Genomic DNA, 16,065 nt, shown 5'->3' on the forward strand with positions numbered 1-16,065 from the left:
AGTTTCAGGGCGCAGCCACTGTATCAAACACGCCAGTCCCGCCAATTCGGCCAAAACGGACATGCTCCGGGTCGCATTTGGGAACGCCACGCCGCGCAAGCCCCGGCAGGCTGAGGCCAAAGAGCCAGGGAGGCGAAGATGAACGAACACTTCCGTGATCGTCGAAAGATCGACCCCAGCCGCGGGTCCGTTTTGGGCGATGGCAGCCCCAACGACAACGACCGGATCGAGATCGGCCCCACACAGCTGGCGTTTTCGGAATGGGCAGCGGCAGGGTTGGAACTGCCCAATCTGGAAGCCATGCGCCACTACCGCTGGCAGCGGCTGACGCAGGCGATTGTGGAGCGCGGCTATGGCGGACTGCTGATGTTTGACCCGCTCAACATCCGCTACGCCACCGACAGCACCAATATGCAGCTGTGGAACACCCATAACCCGTTTCGCGCGCTCCTGCTCTGCGCGGATGGCTACATGGTGATCTGGGACTACAAGAACTCGCCGTTCCTGTCGACGTTCAACCCTTTGGTGCGCGAACAGCGTTCCGGCGCGGATCTGTTCTACTTTGACCGGGGCGACAAGGTGGATGTGGCCGCCGATGCGCTCTCGAATGAGATCCGCGTGCTGATCGGGGAACACGGCAGCGGCAACATGCGTCTGGCGGTGGACAAGGTCATGCTGCACGGGCTACGCGCACTTGAGGCGCAAGGCTTCGAGGTCATGGAAGGCGAGGAAGTCACCGAAAAAGCCCGCGCAATCAAGGGCAAGGACGAGATCCTTGCCATGCGCTGTGCGTCCCACGCCTGCGAGACCGCCGTGAAGGCGATGGAGGATTTTGCCCGCGCCAATGTGGGCGATGGCAAGACCTCGGAGGATGACATCTGGGCGGTGCTGCATGCGGAGAACATCCGCCGGGGTGGCGAATGGATCGAGACGCGACTGCTGGCTTCGGGGCCACGCACGAACCCGTGGTTTCAGGAATGCGGCCCGCGCATCACCCAGCGCAACGAGATTATCTCCTTTGATACCGATCTGGTGGGCAGCTACGGGATTTGCGTCGATATTTCCCGCAGTTGGTGGATCGGCGATCAGAAGCCGCGCCCGGACATGATCTATGCGATGCAGCACGCGCATGAACACATCATGACCAATATGGAAATGCTGAAACCGGGCGTGATGATCCCGGAGCTCACGGCAGGCACCCATGTGCTGGACGCAAAATATCAGGCGCAAAAATACGGCTGCCTGATGCATGGTGTGGGGCTGTGTGATGAATGGCCCTTGGTGGCCTATCCGGATCAGGCGGTGGAAGGTGCGTTTGACTATCCGCTGGAGCCGGGGATGGTGCTCTGTGTGGAAGCCTTGGTGGGCGAGGTTGGCGGCGATTTCTCGATCAAGCTCGAAGATCAGGTTCTGATCACCGAGGATGGATTTGAAAACCTGACCACCTACCCCTTTGATCCCGCGCTCATGGGGCAGATATAAAGTCTGCGCCTCACTGCGGCGTGTCTGGCCATGGTAGATGGGCCAAGACCCCGTGATGGTCAGAGGCGAGTTTCGGCTGTATCTCGATCTCGCCTTTGCCGCCCGGAGCCAGCACATGGTCAATGCCGATGGGGAAATCGAGCGGCGGCAGATCAAACGTCGCCGCATAAGGGCCGACCCGCGCCATGCCGCCTGCCGCGCCGATCTGCGCCACCGCATTGGACCAGCCCACGGCGTTGAAATCCCCGGCGAGGATCACCGGCCCGTCGAGGGGCTCCAGCCGCTTTACCACCCTGTCCACATGCTCTGCCTGCTCATGCGGCCAGGGCCACGGCAGGTGCAGCGCCGCCACCCAGAACCGCCCTGTTGGTCCCTCGACCTCCATCGCGGCCAGCCCGAGGTCCTCTGCACAGGCGAGCCTGTTGGTCGCCGTGACGCCGCGCGCCAGCACCGCGACACCTCCGACCCGGCGAAACGGGCAGAACTGCTGTACCGGATAGTCGGCCTGCAAATCACCAAGGATCGGCATGTTTTCACGAGAGATTTCCTCGAGCGTGACGATATCTGCGCCTGAGGTGCGAATGGCCTCCATCAGGCTCTCATTGCCGTCATTCCGCCACAGCATATTTTTCTGATAGAGGGTCAATTGTTGCGCGGTCGGGTTCTCTGCTGCGGGTGAATGGTTCAGCCAATTGACCAGCATCACCCCTGTCGCCACCGCCCCCAGCAAGGCCGCGCGCGCATCGCGGCGCAGGATGAAGGCGCAGATCATCGCAAGCCCGGCAAAGGGTACGCGAAAGACCGCAAGACTATCGCCAAGCGGATGCAGCACGCCCAGAAAGCCACCCATCAGAGACAGGATGCAGAGGATCAACAGCGCCCAAATCCCGACGCGGCACAATTTCAACACGGCTTTCACAGGTCCAGCCGCTCCCGCCAGAGCGGCCATTTGCGTGCCACAACCGCAACGCCTTCGGCCTCCTCGGCCAGCTGATCCAGCGGCACCCAGGACAGTGCATGAGATTCCTCGCTCGCCAATGGCTCCCCCGCCTCCGCCACAAAAAGATAGCGCACATCGTAATGCAGATGCGCCGGTTCCTTGGCCGAGGCCGGGATCTCATGCACATCGACGTCAAATACCTCGGACGTTAGCAGCCGGATACGGGACAGCCCGCTTTCCTCATAGGCCTCTTTGGTGGCGTTGAAACAGGCGTCCTGAATACCATCGCAATGCCCACCCAATTGCAGCCAGCGGTCAAGTTTCGCGTGATGGGTCAACAACACCGACGTGAAGTCCGGCGACAGCACGAAGGCAGATGCGGTAACATGGCCAACCTGCGGGTCGCGCTCAAACGCGCGGGGTTCATTTGCGCAGAACCTCACGAGACGTGCCCACATGTCCCGGTCGCGCGCATCCAAGGGCGTAAACCGCCCAATGCCGGCAATCGCTTGGCCTGACACATCATGCACATTCATTTGACGCTCCTTCACCTTCCCGTGACGGTTGTGACAGCCGCCTTGCCGTAACCCTGACGTCGGCGCACCTTAGGAAAGCCGACCCACAAAAGCCAAGCCCCGAAAGCCACGCCCATGCCCACCGAACGCATCAGTTTCACCGGCCACGCCGGACATGACCTTGCCGCGCGCCTCGACCTGCCCGAGGGGCCGGTGCTGGCCACCGCCCTTTTTGCCCATTGCTTCACCTGTTCCAAGGACATCCCCGCCGCCCGGCGGATTGCCGCGCGACTGTCGGCGATGGGGATCGCGGTGTTGCGGTTCGATTTCACGGGCCTTGGCCATTCCGGGGGAGAGTTTGCCAATACGAGCTTTACCTCTAATGTGGCGGATCTGATCGCCGCGGCGCGCTATCTGGCCAGCCGCAACATGGCGCCCGACATGCTGATCGGTCACTCGCTGGGAGGGGCCGCAGTCTTGCGGGCACGCGCAGGCATCCCCTCGGTCAAGAGCGTGGTGACGCTGGGCGCGCCCTTTGATCCGGGTCATGTGGCGCATCACTTTGAAGACGCGCTTGAGGCAATCAATCGCGACGGGCAGGCAGAGGTGAGCCTCGGCGGGCGTCCTTTTGTGATCGGCAAGGAATTTGTCGATGACATCCGCCAGACCGAGCTTGGCGAAGCGGTGGCAGACCTTAGGGCCGCACTTCTGGTGATGCATGCACCGCGCGATGCCACCGTTGGCATCGACAATGCCGCCGAGATCTTTCAGGCCGCGCGCCACCCCAAGAGCTTTGTCACCCTGGATGACGCCGACCATCTGATCACCGATCCTTGCGATGCGGAATATGCCGCAGACATGATCGCCACATGGGCCACGCGCTATGTGGATATGAAGCCCCCAGCCCCCCCACCCGGCGCGCCCGAAGGTGTCATCCGCGTCACCGAGGCCGACCCGGAGGGATTCTTGCAGGATGTGCAAAACGGCCCCTACCATCATGTGTTGGCAGATGAGCCCGAAGCCTATGGCGGCACCAATCGCGGGCTGTCACCTTATGGGTTTGTGGCGGCGGGGCTTGGGGCCTGTACCTCGATGACACTGAGGATGTATGCACGGCGTAAGGGCTGGCCGCTGGACGGGATCAGCGTTGAGGTCTGTCACGACAAGGTCCACGCGCAGGACGCGATCCCATCTGGCCCTGCCAAGATCGACCGGTTTATGCGGGTGATCCACTTGCAGGGCGATCTGGATCAGGAGCAACGCGCTAAATTGTTGGAGATTGCCGACAAATGCCCGGTGCATCGCACCCTTGAACAAAGCTCTCGGGTCGAGACACGGCTGGAAGATGCGCCAAAGCTTCCCGATATGTCTCGGGAAGGTCAGGACATGGACGCCGCAGCCATTTGATCGACATCAAGGCGCGGCGCGCGTTCCTCATTAGGGTTGCCACAGCCAGCAACAGGAGGACGCCCACCATGGGACTAATGCGCAAGCTGAGTGACAGCGCCGATCTCGTCAATGGAATGAGCCAGCGGCTCGGCATAGATCAGGCCGCGCGTCTGGCGCGTGACCCCGAAGGCGAGGCGCGCCGCCTGATGCAGATGGTGTCGCGCTGCGCAGGGTGTCTCGCGCAGGGGGCTTGCGGTGATCTTCAGGCCCGCCATGACCAACTGGCGACCTGTCCGGTCTATTGCGAGAACAAAGCCTGCTTTGACGGCCTCACACCACGCATCTGACGGGGATTTTGGACAGCGGCACGGCGCTGCTGCGGCGCGGCGCTTGCCGCCGGGGCATCGCTCGTCTATGAGAGCGCCATCTCTTCCACCGTCTTTGAAAGGTGCTGCTGCCTATGATCCCCCGCTACGCCCGCCCCGATATGGTTGCCGTCTGGTCTCCCGAGACCAAGTTCCGCATCTGGTACGAGATTGAGGCGCACGCCTGCGACGCCATGGCGAACCTCGGCGTGATCCCGCGCGAAAACGCGGAGGCGGTCTGGAAAGCCAAGGACGTCGAGTTCGACGTCGCACGCATCGACGAGATCGAAGCCGTTACCAAACATGACGTCATCGCCTTTCTGACCCATCTGGCAGAGCATGTCGGATCGGAAGAAGCCCGCTTTGTGCATCAGGGCATGACCTCCTCGGATGTACTTGATACCTGCTTCAACGTGCAGCTGACCCGCGCTGCGGACCTGTTGATGGTCGGCATGGACAAGCTCTTGGACGCGCTCAAAAAACGCGCGCTGGAGCACAAAGACACCGTGCGTGTTGGCCGCAGCCACGGCATCCACGCCGAACCCACCACCATGGGTCTGACCTTTGCGCGTTTCTATGCGGAGATGGACCGCAACAAGAAACGCCTGATCGCCGCACGCGAAGAAATTGCCACCGGTGCGATCTCAGGCGCCGTGGGCACCTTTGCCAATATCGATCCGCGCGTCGAAGAACACGTCTGCGAACAACTGGGCCTGAACCCGGAGCCGATCTCCACTCAGGTGATCCCGCGCGACCGCCACGCCATGTTCTTTGCCACCCTCGGTGTGATTGCCTCCTCGATCGAGAACATCGCGATCGAGATCCGCCACATGCAGCGCACCGAAGTGCTGGAAGGTGCGGAATTCTTCTCCATGGGCCAGAAAGGCTCCTCGGCGATGCCGCACAAGAAGAACCCGGTTCTCACCGAAAACCTCACCGGTCTTGCGCGTCTGGTGCGCATGTCGGTGATCCCGGCGATGGAAAACGTGGCGCTCTGGCATGAGCGTGACATCTCGCATTCCTCGGTGGAGCGCGGCATCGGCCCTGACGCCACCGTGACGCTCGATTTCGCGCTGCACCGTTTGGCGGGCGTCATCGACAAGATGCTGGTGTTCCCGGAAAACATGCTCGACAATATGAACAAATTCCCGGGTCTGGTGATGTCCCAGCGCGTGCTGCTGGCCCTCACGCAGGCCGGTGTCAGCCGCGAGGACGCCTATTCCATGGTGCAGCGCAACGCGCTCAAGGTCTGGGAAGATCGCGTCGATTTCCGCGAACTGCTGCTGGCCGATGCTGAGGTGGTTGCGGCCTTGGGCGAGGACGGTATCAACGAGAAATTCGACATGGGCTATCACACCAAACATGTCGACACGATCTTTAAGCGGGTGTTTGGCGAATAACACCGCCCTCCCGTGCGCATCTGAAACCCCGCCCTCACCGGCGGGGTTTTTCATTGGCTTACAGACGGCGGCGCAGGCGCGGGCCGACCTCTTCAAATCCGTTGCGCAAATAGAACTGCATCGTGCGCGCCCACTCAGGCTGCGGCGGCGCGCCGACCTCTATCCGGTGCCAGCCATGGCGCGTTGCCTCCACGATTGCCGCCTCTACCAATCGCGCAGCCACCCCAAGCGAGCGCGCCTCGGGGCGTACATAAAGCTCCGTGATCTCGCCAAATTCTCCACCCGCGTAGATCGCAGCGCATTCATTTAGCACCACAACCCCAAGCGGCTGCCCGTCGGACAATGCCAAAAGCGCGAACACCCCGTATTTGCTCAGGACGACCTGTGCGGTCTCTTCAAGCTCGCCAATAGGTGTGGCCTTGCCTCCAGAGAGTTCTTGCAACAACGCATGAACAAGGCCCGCAACAGTTTTGAAATCCTGCGGTGACGCCCGCACTATTGATAAATCCATTCAGCACTCCTCCCGGCGCTATAATTTGATCAAAAATTTCCTTCTGTCGATCTTTCAGACTGCGTGTGATGCCGCCGTGACAATCCTCGCTGAGTTTTCACGCCATCGTGATCACTTATTTTGCGCAGCACCCGGGTTTTCGACGTAGTCATTGATAGAAACCACAGGAGGTCCTCATGCGCTTTACTGCTCTCGTCCTTGCTCTCGCCCTGCCCCTTTCCATGCCGATCGCTGGGTTCGCCGCTGGCGGGGACACGACCACACCGCCGACACCCTCGGAAACCACAAAGAAATGCTGGGGCAAGCGGGTCTGGGACGATGAGGCCAAGAAATGTGTGAAACCCGAAGAATCATCCCTGAACGGTCAGCAACTTCTGGAGACCGCGCGCGAGCTGGCCTATCTCGACCGTTTTGAGGACGCACAGGCGGTACTGGCCGCTCACCCAGAGCAGACGGATAGCCGCGTCCTGACCTATTGGGGGTTCACAAATCGCAAATTGGGTCGCAGTGACCTTGCTTCGGCATATTACACCCGTGCAATCGCGCAGGACCCCGACAATATCCTGGCCCGCAGCTATATGGCGCAAGGCTTTGTTGAGACAGGACAATATGCGCAAGCGCTGGCTCAGTGGAAAGAAATCAAGGCCCGCGGAGGCGAGGGAACATGGGCTGAGACCTCGCTGAGACAAGCAATTCAAACAGGAGTCACCGTTAACTACTAAGCTTCAGGCTTTCTTTACGGCTAACGGTCTATCTTGTGATCTGACAGAAAGAGAATCTTTTCGGGTCAAGGTTCAAGAATGGAACAATCATCAGCCTTAGCGCTCCCCATGGCATCTCCGGATATGGGGCTTGGCGATTTCGCGCCAGCCGCACCGGCACCTGCTCTTTCCGGGGGTCTCCCTGGTTTGAGCGGCAAAGCCAAAGCCGCAATCGTCGTGCGCCTTCTTCTCAACGAAGGCGCAGACGTACCGCTTGAAGAATTGCCAGACGATCTGCAGCTCGAACTGACGCAGCAGATGGGCAAAATGCGTCTGGTGGATCGCCAGACGTTGCATGCGGTGGCCGCAGAATTTGCAGAACAGTTGGAAAACATTGGGCTTTCCTTCCCTAATGGTCTCGCCGGTGCGCTGACCGCAATGGAAGGTAAGATCAGCCGCCATACCCACAGCCGCTTGCGCAAAGAAGCCGGCGTGCGTCAGTTTGGCGATCCTTGGGAGCGGCTGCGCAAGCTGCCTCCGGAGGAACTCGCCGATCTGGCCAAGGCCGAAAGCACCGAGGTCGCGGCCGTGCTGCTGTCGAAGATCGACACCGCCAAGGCCGCTCAGATGCTGCAGCACCTGCCTGGCCCCCTTGCGCGCCGCATTACCTATGCGGTCAGTCAGACCAGCAACGTAACCCCCGACACGGTGGATCGCATCGGTCTGTCACTGGCGTCTCAAATCGAGGCCCGGCCGCAGGTGGCGTTTGAGCAAACGCCCGGCCAACGTGTTGGTGCGATCCTGACGCAATCCGCCGCCGCCAAACGCGAGGAGGTGCTTACTGCCCTCGATGAGGAAGACCAAGAATTCGCAACCGACGTGCGCAAATCGATCTTCACCTTCGCGCTCATCGCCCAAAAGGTCGAGGCAATGGATGTGCCGAAACTGGTGCGCGCGCTGGGACCGCAGGAACTGACCACCGCCATCGCCTTTGCCACCGAAGAAGACGATGTGGCCTCCGTCACCTTCCTGTTGGAAAACATGTCGACCCGCATGGCCAACAACCTGCGCGAAGAAGCAAATCAGCTGGGCCGCGTGAAACGCGCCGATGGCGAGGCCGCCTTTGGCATCATCGTCAACCTGCTGCGCGAGATGGTCGTCAACGGCGATATCGAGCTAAAGTCGGACGAAGAAGAAGAGTAATCTGTCTGTTCCCTCGGTCGGATTACCTGAAACCCGCGCCCCCTTGGCGCGGGTTTCTCATTTGCGGTTTCTTGTGCATCCAGTCTGAGGCCACTATGATCCGGCGTTGCGATATCGCCAGCAGGAGCACCAATCCCCATGCCTGTAGCTCAGTCAGAGCTGACTTTTTCCCAGCGTGCAAAGTACTTTGCCAGTAATGTGGTGTTGCGCGGGCTGATCGGCACGCTCAAGCTCATCCCCTATCGCTGGCGGGTGCCCGCCATGGGCTGGACCCTGCGCAAACTTGCACCAATAGTGGGGTTTCACAAACGGGTGCGCCGCAATCTGCAATACACCCGCCCCGATCTGAGCAGCCAAGAGGTTGACCGTCTTTGCCATGAGGTCGCGGACAATGTCGGGCGCACATTGGCCGAGCTTTATGCAGGGGCCCCATTTTGGGCGCGGGCAAAGGCCGCTGACATCAGCGGACCCGGCCTTGCCGCGCTCGAAACTGCCCGTGCTGAGGGGCGTCCAGTGGTTCTGGTCACAGGTCATTTTGGCAATTATGACGCCGCGCGTTCAAAGCTGGTGCAGATGGGCTTTAACATGGGGTCGCTCTATCGCCGCATGGCCAACCCCTATTTCAACGACCATTATGTCAAAGCGATATCCGCCACCGGCAAGCCGATGTTTGAACAGGGAAAACGCGGCATGGTCGAGATGGTGCGGCACCTGAAAGCGGGCGGAAACATTGCCATTGTCGCTGATATGCACGCGATGGGCGGACAATATCTGCCGTTTTTCGGCCGCCCCGCGCTGACCTCCACAGTTCCTGCGGAACTGGCGCTGAAATACAAGGCCGCCTTTATCCCGATTTATGGCATCCGTCGCGAGAACGGAATGGATTTCGATGTGGTTGTGGCCGAGGAAATCGCACATTCCGACCCCATCACCATGACGCAAGCCGTCTGCGACGATCTGGAACGGCGCATTCGCGATCACATGGGGCAGTGGTTCTGGCTACATCGGCGCTGGAAACCCATGCATGACACGCCTCACCCTGACTATCAGGACTAAACCAGCCAAAAGCATTTCGCGAAAGAGCGGACCAGTTTCGCGCGTTTGGGATATTCAGAAAACAACCGGGCAGCGCCGATCGCGCGCATGCGACAGGCGTTAATCGGCCCGCGCTGCGGCAAGGATTGGGCCAAAGGGCCATTCCTGAACCAATACCGCGGCTGGCAGATCTCCGGGCAATGCGACGGACAACTCCAGTGGCTCGGCTCCGGTCCAATCCGTGAGGACCTGCACGCTCTCTACGATATTGGCATAATCAACCGTGTTGCCTGCCAATTCCCCCCGTTTGATCTCAACCCGCTTGAGCGGCATGTAGCGCACCAACTGCACCCGAAACTGCCCGCTCATCCCATCAGGGAGTTCTGGCGCGCGCACCGCCAGTGTTTCGGAGTCGCGCGCGACCGTCAGGTGCATCTTGGGCTTCTGACCCACATAGCTGCCCAACACCTCTGAGACCTCCATCACATCGGCCCCAACAACATCTTCGCGCCCCATAACAATCATTTGTGGCGTGTAGATCATGTTGCGCCCCCCCACCTGCGCATAGCCGCGCTGACGGTCGGTGTAGGCCGGGTCTGCAAAAATATCGGCCCAGCCGATATAGTCCCAGTAATCCACATGAAACGCCAAGGGCAAAATGTCCTCACGTTCAGACAGGCGTTTGACCAATTCATCCGCTGGCGGGCAGGAGGAACAACCCTGCGAGGTAAAGAGTTCTACCACCACAGGCGTCGGTTCTGCAGCCACGGGACTGGAAACTGCGCAAATTGCAGAGAAAATCAGAGAGGAAAGCGAAATAAGCCGCATGAGTCGCCCATCAGATTGTTAGGGTTACGGGTGTACGCCCGGACCGCCTCAATGGCCAATCAATCATTCTTGAAAGAGGTGTCACCAAATCCAATACCCTATTGTATACCGATGTATGCAGCACTATATCCATCCATGTCATTACTATTGAACGACATGTCTGCATGATGCAGACAAGCAGCAGCGAAGTCCCTAATTGCACTCACGAGGGAGGCCAACATGCCCATCACCGTCGGACAGGACACAGCCAAGACACGCAAAACACTGAGCGTGAACGGAAAATCCATTTCGTACTACTCCATCCCGGCAGCAACAGATGCGGGATATGGTGATTTTACCAAACTGCCCGCAGCACTGAAGGTGGTGCTGGAAAACCTGCTTCGATTTGAAGACGGCGGCTTTTCAGTCTCCACCGATGACATCAAGGCCTTTGGGGAGTGGGCGCAAAATGGCGGTAAGAACCCGCGCGAGATCGCCTATCGCCCGGCCCGTGTGCTGATGCAGGATTTCACCGGCGTCCCTGCGGTGGTCGATCTGGCCGCGATGCGCGACGGGATCAAAAACCTCGGCGGTGATGCCAATAAAATCAACCCCTTGGTGCCCGTTGATCTGGTGATCGACCACTCGGTGATGATTGACGAATTTGGCAATCCACGCGCCTTCCAGATGAACGTGGATCGCGAGTACGAGCGCAATATGGAGCGCTACCAGTTCCTGAAATGGGGCCAAGGCGCGTTCAACAACTTCCGCGTGGTGCCACCCGGCACCGGCATCTGCCATCAGGTGAACCTTGAATATCTGGCCCAGACCGTGTGGTCAGATGTGGATCAAAACGGCGAGGAAGTGGCCTATCCCGATACGCTTGTGGGCACAGACAGCCACACCACCATGGTCAATGGTGCTGCTGTGCTTGGCTGGGGCGTGGGCGGTATTGAGGCCGAGGCCGCCATGCTGGGCCAGCCGATCTCCATGCTGATTCCCGAGGTTGTTGGTTTTGAGCTGACCGGCGAGATGGTCGAAGGCACCACCGGCACAGACCTTGTGCTGAAAGTGGTGGAGATGCTGCGCGAGCTGGGCGTGGTGGGTAAATTCGTGGAATTCTACGGCTCGGGTCTGGACAATCTGCCGCTGGCGGATCGTGCGACCATTGCCAATATGGCCCCTGAGTATGGCGCCACCTGCGGCTTCTTCCCGATCGACAATGAGACCATTCGCTACCTGCGTAACACCGGCCGCGACGAGGACCGCATCGCGCTGGTCGAGGCCTATGCCAGGGAAAACGGTTTCTGGCGCGATGAAAACTACGCGCCGATCTACACCGACACGCTGAGCCTCGACATGGGCACCATCGTGCCTGCGATCTCTGGCCCGAAACGCCCGCAGGATTATGTCGCACTTGATGCGGCAGCGGGGGCCTTCAAGAAAGTGGTGTCGGATTATCGCGGCGTCGATGCCTCGGCGGATGCCGTTGACATGGCATCTGAGGGCCCTGCCCCGACCGCGCCGATTGATCCCTGCAAGTCCCACCCCGTTAAAGGCGAAGAGTTCGCGCTGCGTGACGGCTCGGTGGTGATCGCCTCGATCACCTCCTGCACCAACACCTCGAACCCCTATGTGATGATCGGTGCCGGTCTGGTGGCAAAAAAGGCGCATGAGTTGGGCCTGAACCGCAAGCCTTGGGTCAAAACATCGCTGGCACCGGGCTCGCAGGTGGTCTCTCACTATCTGGAGGCCGCAGGGCTGCAAAAGCATCTGGATGCGATCGGGTTCAACCTGGTGGGCTATGGCTGCACCACCTGTATCGGCAACTCCGGCCCGATCCAGAAAGAGTTCTCCGAGGCGATTGCCGAGGGTGATCTGGTCGCCACCTCGGTTCTGTCCGGCAACCGCAACTTTGAGGGTCGCATCAGCCCGGATGTGCGCGCCAACTACCTCGCCTCGCCGCCGCTTGTGGTGGCCTACGCGCTGGCGGGTGACATGAATGTCGATCTTGCGCGTGATCCGCTGGGACAGGACAAGGACGGCAATGATGTCTACCTGAAGGACATCTGGCCCACACAGAAAGAGATCGCCGATCTGGTCGAGGCCACCGTAACCCGCGAGGCGTTCCAGTCCAAATACGCCGATGTGTTTAAGGGCGACGAGAAATGGCAGAGCGTGGAGACCACCGAGGCCGAAACCTACGACTGGCCCGCCGCCTCGACCTATATCCAGAACCCGCCCTACTTTCAGGGCATGGGCACGGAGCCGGGCACCATTCAGGATGTCGTCGGTGCCAAGCCTTTGTTGATCCTTGGCGATATGGTCACCACCGACCACATCTCTCCGGCGGGCTCATTTGCGACCACGACACCGGCGGGCAAATACCTGCTGGACCGTCAGGTGCAGCCGCGCGAGTTCAACTCCTATGGCTCGCGTCGTGGCAACCACGAGATCATGATGCGCGGCACTTTTGCCAATATCCGCATCAAGAACGAGATGCTCGACGGTGTCGAAGGCGGCTACACCAAAGGGCCCGATGGCGCGCAGACCTCGGTCTATGAGGCGTCGATGGCGCATCAGGAGGCTGGCACCCCGCTGGTGGTTTTTGGTGGCGAGCAATACGGCGCGGGGTCCTCGCGCGACTGGGCAGCCAAGGGCACCGCGCTCTTGGGGGTTAAGGCTGTGATCGCCGAGAGCTTTGAGCGTATTCACCGCTCTAACCTCGTCGGGATGGGCGTTATTCCGTTCGAGTTCACAGGTGGTGACACACGCAAATCGCTCAAACTCACGGGCGATGAAACGGTCGATATTCGCGGTCTGGAAACGATCAAACCGCTGCAAGAGGTCGACTGCGATATCACCTATGGCGATGGCACCAAGACCACCATCACCCTCAAGTGCCGCATCGATACCGCGCCTGAAATCGAGTACATCGAGAACGGTGGCGTGCTGCATTACGTGCTGCGTAAGCTTGCAAAAAGCTGATCTACGCATCCAGACTTTGCGATATGTTGAAAGGGCGGCACAGGATGCCGCCCTTTTCCGTTATCTTTACGTTGGTAATGTAAGAATAACGAAAATTGTATTAGGATGCCGTCAGTTAAGGCGACAAAACGCGAGGCGCAAAATGATCGCTGTCTTCACCAGATATTACCCGCACCGGGAAAATTTCGACGAAGTTCTCGAACTTGCAGCCGCTCTGGCACGCGATGAGAAGCGCCAGCGCGTGGGCTGCTTTGAGACCCGGCTGTTTTGCGACCGGGAAGGTGGTGAAATAAAATCCGTAAGTCTCTGGGCAAACAAAGAGATCTTTGACGCCTACGTGGATGTGGTCATCGCGGATGGCTCCTTGATGGAGTTCCAGTCCCGCTATCTGCGTCGTGAAATCGACACCCAGTCCTATGATACGGTCGATATGGGGGTCATCGGGCAGTTGCCCCATGACACCGAACTTCAGCGCCGCTTCGGCACCTGACGCATCAACACGGTTGGCCGCTTGCATCGCTGAGCGGTAGAGGGTTCACTGCGTCTATCCCAACGCAGGAGAACCTCATGACACGTACGGTCCTTATTACGGGTGGCACCTATGGCATTGGGCGCGCAATTGCCGAAAAATTTGCCGCTGACCACAATGTTCTGCGTTCCTATCAAAAGACAAAGCCCTCTGACGATCTTGAGGCCCAGAGCAATGTGGTCTCATATTCTTGTGATCTGTTGCAGGATGGCAGTGCCGAAAATCTGGTGACCCGAGCGATGGATCATTTCGGGCGCATTGATGTCATTGTAAACAATGCCGGGCTTGTTCGTAGCACCCCAATAGAGAGCTTTGACGCCGAGGCACACCGGCAGGTGTTTGAGTTAAACGCCATCGCCCCCCAAGCGCTGTTGACGGCAGCACTGCCGCATCTGAGTGCGGGTGCTGCGATCGTCAATATTTCCTCGATGAACGCGGATCTGCCACCGCGCGGGGCGGCGACCTACGGGGCCAGCAAGGCTGCGCTCAATCTCTGGACCAAAGCGATGGCCAAAGAGCTCGGCCCGCAGGGCATCCGTGTCAATGCGGTGGCGCCGGGGGCGATCAACGTCCCCGAAGCGCCCCGTTCCGACGATTTAACGCAATTGTTTGTCAAGGACACCGCCCTTGGACGCCCCGGCACGCCGGAGGACATCGCAAAGGCGGTGCGTTTTCTGGCCTCAGACGAGGCCAGCTTCATCACCGGTGAGATCCTGACTGTCGCGGGCGGTTACAGGTTGTAACCGCGCCTACTCCGCAGCCCGTTTCATCGCCGGGCGAATGGTCTCCTCCAGCACTCGGCTGGTGATCGGCCCGGCAAAGCGCAGTACGATGGTGCCCTCGCCGTCAATCACATATGTTTCCGGCACACCGTACAACCCCCAGTCCAACGCCATACGGCCCTGCTCATCCCGGCCGACTGCAGCGTAAGGATCGCCCAGTTCCTCAAGGAAGCTCTGCGCGTTGCCCAGCTGATCCTTGTAGTTCACGCCATAGATTGGCACGCCCTCTTCCGAGAGCGCCGTCAGGCTGGGGTGTTCGGCGCGGCAAGGACCGCACCAACTGGCCCAATAATTCACCAGCTTGACCTCACCATCGCGCAGTGTGGCGTCGTCAAAACTCTCTTTGCCGGGGAACTCGCTCAGCGCCACTGGCGGGGCGGCTTTGCCTTCGCGCGCCGAGGGCAGGCTTTCGGGGTCTTCACGTCCCATGCCCACGAGGGCGAGGCCCACAAAGGCTGCAAACACCACGACAGGAATAGCCATCATCGGCGAGATCTTAGCCATTGCGGCGCATCCTTTCCTCAACCTGTTTCAAGTCTGCCCGTACTTTTGCGCCGCGCATCAAGGTCATCACCAAGAGCGCCAGCAACAGCAGCAGCGACACCCCATAAGCGGACAGCACGGTGTCGGCATATTTCCCCAGATCAGGCATCCATCATCCTTTCCCGCGCGATCAGTGCAGACATCCGGCGCGCACGAATTTCGGTGCCAGTGCGATAGAGCACCAGCGCAACAAACAACAAGCCGAACCCGGCCATGCAGGCATAGAGCGGGAAGGCAAAGACGTCCGCGACATTCTCTTCCTTATCAAGCGACAGCGATGCTCCCTGATGCAGGCCCTGATTCCAGAAATTGACCGCATAACGCGACAGGACAGCAAAGACCGACCCCACCAAGCAGAGAATCGAGGTCAGATCCGCGGCAGTGTCGGGATTATCAATCGCCTCCCACAGCGCGATATAGCCAAGGTAGAACAGGAACAGCACGAGGAACGAGGTAAGTCGTGGATCCCACGCCCACCACGTGCCCCACATCGGTTGGCCCCAGATCGCGCCGGTGATCAGCGCAATCAGCGTCATCACCACGCCCACGGGCGCGGCGGCCTTGGCGGCCAGCGCGCTCACATGATGGCGGCGGATCACCCAGATCAGCGAGGCCACCAGCATCATGAACCATGCGTTGATCGCCATCAGCGCGGCGGGCACATGCAGGTAGATGATCTTGACGGTAGAGCCCTGCCGGTAATCATCCGGCGTGAAGAAAAACCCCCAGATCAACCCGCCCACAATACATGCGCCCGCTGCCACCCAGAGGGCAGGCAACACGCGCTCGCTGGTGCGCAGGAACTTCTTCGGATTGGCATATTCCCAGATCGACATGGTGGCTATCTAGCTCTTGTTTCCGGTCATCACAATCAC

The 16,065-nt window shown here is 59.7% G+C and carries 17 protein-coding genes; 10 read left to right on the forward strand and 7 right to left on the reverse strand.

The window, feature by feature from the left end; all coding sequences use genetic code 11:
• Nucleotides 1-138: 138 nt before the first annotated feature.
• On the forward strand, nt 139-1,482 hold the full coding sequence (gene dddP, locus K529_RS08295) for a dimethylsulfonioproprionate lyase DddP (RefSeq protein ID WP_005667838.1): 1,344 nt from the start codon (nt 139-141) through the stop codon (nt 1,480-1,482).
• 10 nt (nt 1,483-1,492) lie between these two features.
• Here the strand turns inward: dddP and K529_RS08300 are convergent, their stop codons facing one another.
• Both K529_RS08300 and K529_RS08305 read right to left on the reverse strand, forming a co-directional pair.
• Nucleotides 1,493-2,401, reverse strand: a complete 909-nt coding sequence (locus tag K529_RS08300; protein WP_227512806.1) for an endonuclease/exonuclease/phosphatase family protein — start codon at nt 2,399-2,401, stop codon at nt 1,493-1,495.
• A complete protein-coding gene (locus tag K529_RS08305; RefSeq protein WP_005677394.1) occupies nt 2,398-2,958 on the reverse strand; it encodes an NUDIX hydrolase in 561 nt (186 codons plus the stop codon). The genes K529_RS08300 and K529_RS08305 overlap by 4 nt, the downstream gene beginning before the upstream one ends.
• 114 nt (nt 2,959-3,072) lie before the next feature.
• Here K529_RS08305 and K529_RS08310 point away from each other — a divergent pair, with 114 nt between their 5' ends.
• The 3 genes from K529_RS08310 to purB all read left to right on the forward strand — a co-directional run bounded on the left by K529_RS08310 (nt 3,073) and on the right by purB (nt 6,091).
• Complete coding sequence (locus K529_RS08310; RefSeq protein WP_046002851.1) at nt 3,073-4,344, forward strand: bifunctional alpha/beta hydrolase/OsmC family protein; 1,272 nt, start codon at nt 3,073-3,075, stop codon at nt 4,342-4,344.
• A gap of 68 nt (nt 4,345-4,412) precedes the next feature.
• Nucleotides 4,413-4,673, forward strand: coding sequence for a DUF6455 family protein (locus K529_RS08315; protein WP_040642693.1), 261 nt, complete (start codon nt 4,413-4,415; stop codon nt 4,671-4,673).
• A 113-nt stretch (nt 4,674-4,786) separates the two neighbouring features.
• Entirely contained in the window at nt 4,787-6,091 is a 1,305-nt protein-coding gene (gene purB, locus K529_RS08320) for an adenylosuccinate lyase (protein ID WP_005626479.1), read from the forward strand.
• Nucleotides 6,092-6,149: 58 nt separating this feature from the next.
• Here the strand turns inward: purB and K529_RS08325 are convergent, their stop codons facing one another.
• Nucleotides 6,150-6,602 carry a GNAT family N-acetyltransferase gene (locus K529_RS08325; protein ID WP_005626481.1) on the reverse strand — a complete coding sequence of 151 codons (453 nt, stop codon included), beginning with the start codon at nt 6,600-6,602 and terminating at the stop codon, nt 6,150-6,152.
• A gap of 176 nt (nt 6,603-6,778) precedes the next feature.
• On the opposite strand from K529_RS08325, the gene K529_RS08330 reads away from it, so the two are divergent.
• The 3 genes from K529_RS08330 to K529_RS08340 all read left to right on the forward strand — a co-directional run bounded on the left by K529_RS08330 (nt 6,779) and on the right by K529_RS08340 (nt 9,562).
• Nucleotides 6,779-7,324: a tetratricopeptide repeat protein gene (locus K529_RS08330; protein ID WP_005626482.1), complete on the forward strand. Its 546-nt coding sequence runs from the start codon at nt 6,779-6,781 to the stop codon at nt 7,322-7,324.
• 78 nt (nt 7,325-7,402) lie between these two features.
• A complete protein-coding gene (locus K529_RS08335; RefSeq protein WP_040642694.1) occupies nt 7,403-8,506 on the forward strand; it encodes a flagellar motor switch protein FliG in 1,104 nt (367 codons plus the stop codon).
• 138 nt (nt 8,507-8,644) lie between these two features.
• Complete coding sequence (locus K529_RS08340) at nt 8,645-9,562, forward strand: lysophospholipid acyltransferase family protein (protein WP_005626487.1); 918 nt, start codon at nt 8,645-8,647, stop codon at nt 9,560-9,562.
• A gap of 99 nt (nt 9,563-9,661) precedes the next feature.
• Here K529_RS08340 and K529_RS08345 read toward each other — a convergent pair whose 3' ends face one another.
• Nucleotides 9,662-10,369, reverse strand: a complete 708-nt coding sequence (locus tag K529_RS08345; protein ID WP_005626489.1) for a DUF1223 domain-containing protein — start codon at nt 10,367-10,369, stop codon at nt 9,662-9,664.
• Nucleotides 10,370-10,588: 219 nt separating this feature from the next.
• On the opposite strand from K529_RS08345, the gene acnA reads away from it, so the two are divergent.
• The 3 genes from acnA to K529_RS08360 all read left to right on the forward strand — a co-directional run bounded on the left by acnA (nt 10,589) and on the right by K529_RS08360 (nt 14,608).
• Nucleotides 10,589-13,336, forward strand: a complete 2,748-nt coding sequence (gene acnA, locus K529_RS08350) for an aconitate hydratase AcnA (protein ID WP_005626492.1) — start codon at nt 10,589-10,591, stop codon at nt 13,334-13,336.
• A gap of 142 nt (nt 13,337-13,478) precedes the next feature.
• A complete protein-coding gene (locus K529_RS08355) occupies nt 13,479-13,826 on the forward strand; it encodes an antibiotic biosynthesis monooxygenase (protein WP_005626495.1) in 348 nt (115 codons plus the stop codon).
• Between the two features lie 77 nt (nt 13,827-13,903).
• A complete protein-coding gene (locus tag K529_RS08360; RefSeq protein ID WP_005626498.1) occupies nt 13,904-14,608 on the forward strand; it encodes an SDR family NAD(P)-dependent oxidoreductase in 705 nt (234 codons plus the stop codon).
• A gap of 6 nt (nt 14,609-14,614) precedes the next feature.
• On the opposite strand, the gene K529_RS08365 is transcribed toward K529_RS08360, so the two are convergent.
• From K529_RS08365 to K529_RS08375, 3 genes are read right to left on the reverse strand one after another with little or no spacing between them, the layout of a single operon-like run.
• On the reverse strand, nt 14,615-15,151 hold the full coding sequence (locus K529_RS08365; protein ID WP_005626501.1) for a DsbE family thiol:disulfide interchange protein: 537 nt from the start codon (nt 15,149-15,151) through the stop codon (nt 14,615-14,617).
• Nucleotides 15,144-15,299, reverse strand: a complete 156-nt coding sequence (gene ccmD, locus K529_RS08370; RefSeq protein ID WP_005626503.1) for a heme exporter protein CcmD — start codon at nt 15,297-15,299, stop codon at nt 15,144-15,146. Before ccmD ends, K529_RS08365 begins: the two co-directional genes overlap by 8 nt.
• Entirely contained in the window at nt 15,292-16,026 is a 735-nt protein-coding gene (locus tag K529_RS08375) for a heme ABC transporter permease (RefSeq protein WP_005626506.1), read from the reverse strand. The genes ccmD and K529_RS08375 overlap by 8 nt, the downstream gene beginning before the upstream one ends.
• Nucleotides 16,027-16,065 lie beyond the last annotated feature (39 nt).

Origin of the sequence: Tritonibacter mobilis F1926, assembly GCF_000376545.2 — a bacterium.
Classification (GTDB): Bacteria; Pseudomonadota; Alphaproteobacteria; order Rhodobacterales; family Rhodobacteraceae; genus Epibacterium; species Epibacterium mobile.

Excerpts from the sequence above, each read along its gene's own strand:
- dddP (WP_005667838.1), top strand. The coding sequence starts at position 139 with ATGAACGAACACTTCCGTGATCGTCGAAAGATCGACCCCAGCCGCGGG.
- K529_RS08305 (WP_005677394.1), bottom strand. The coding sequence starts at position 2,958 with ATGAATGTGCATGATGTGTCAGGCCAAGCGATTGCCGGCATTGGGCGG.
- K529_RS08310 (WP_046002851.1), top strand. The coding sequence starts at position 3,073 with ATGCCCACCGAACGCATCAGTTTCACCGGCCACGCCGGACATGACCTT.
- K529_RS08315 (WP_040642693.1), top strand. The coding sequence starts at position 4,413 with ATGGGACTAATGCGCAAGCTGAGTGACAGCGCCGATCTCGTCAATGGA.
- purB (WP_005626479.1), top strand. The coding sequence starts at position 4,787 with ATGATCCCCCGCTACGCCCGCCCCGATATGGTTGCCGTCTGGTCTCCC.
- K529_RS08325 (WP_005626481.1), bottom strand. The coding sequence starts at position 6,602 with ATGGATTTATCAATAGTGCGGGCGTCACCGCAGGATTTCAAAACTGTT.
- K529_RS08330 (WP_005626482.1), top strand. The coding sequence starts at position 6,779 with ATGCGCTTTACTGCTCTCGTCCTTGCTCTCGCCCTGCCCCTTTCCATG.
- K529_RS08335 (WP_040642694.1), top strand. The coding sequence starts at position 7,403 with ATGGAACAATCATCAGCCTTAGCGCTCCCCATGGCATCTCCGGATATG.
- K529_RS08340 (WP_005626487.1), top strand. The coding sequence starts at position 8,645 with ATGCCTGTAGCTCAGTCAGAGCTGACTTTTTCCCAGCGTGCAAAGTAC.
- K529_RS08345 (WP_005626489.1), bottom strand. The coding sequence starts at position 10,369 with ATGCGGCTTATTTCGCTTTCCTCTCTGATTTTCTCTGCAATTTGCGCA.
- acnA (WP_005626492.1), top strand. The coding sequence starts at position 10,589 with ATGCCCATCACCGTCGGACAGGACACAGCCAAGACACGCAAAACACTG.
- K529_RS08355 (WP_005626495.1), top strand. The coding sequence starts at position 13,479 with ATGATCGCTGTCTTCACCAGATATTACCCGCACCGGGAAAATTTCGAC.
- K529_RS08360 (WP_005626498.1), top strand. The coding sequence starts at position 13,904 with ATGACACGTACGGTCCTTATTACGGGTGGCACCTATGGCATTGGGCGC.
- K529_RS08365 (WP_005626501.1), bottom strand. The coding sequence starts at position 15,151 with ATGGCTAAGATCTCGCCGATGATGGCTATTCCTGTCGTGGTGTTTGCA.
- ccmD (WP_005626503.1), bottom strand. The coding sequence starts at position 15,299 with ATGCCTGATCTGGGGAAATATGCCGACACCGTGCTGTCCGCTTATGGG.
- K529_RS08375 (WP_005626506.1), bottom strand. The coding sequence starts at position 16,026 with ATGTCGATCTGGGAATATGCCAATCCGAAGAAGTTCCTGCGCACCAGC.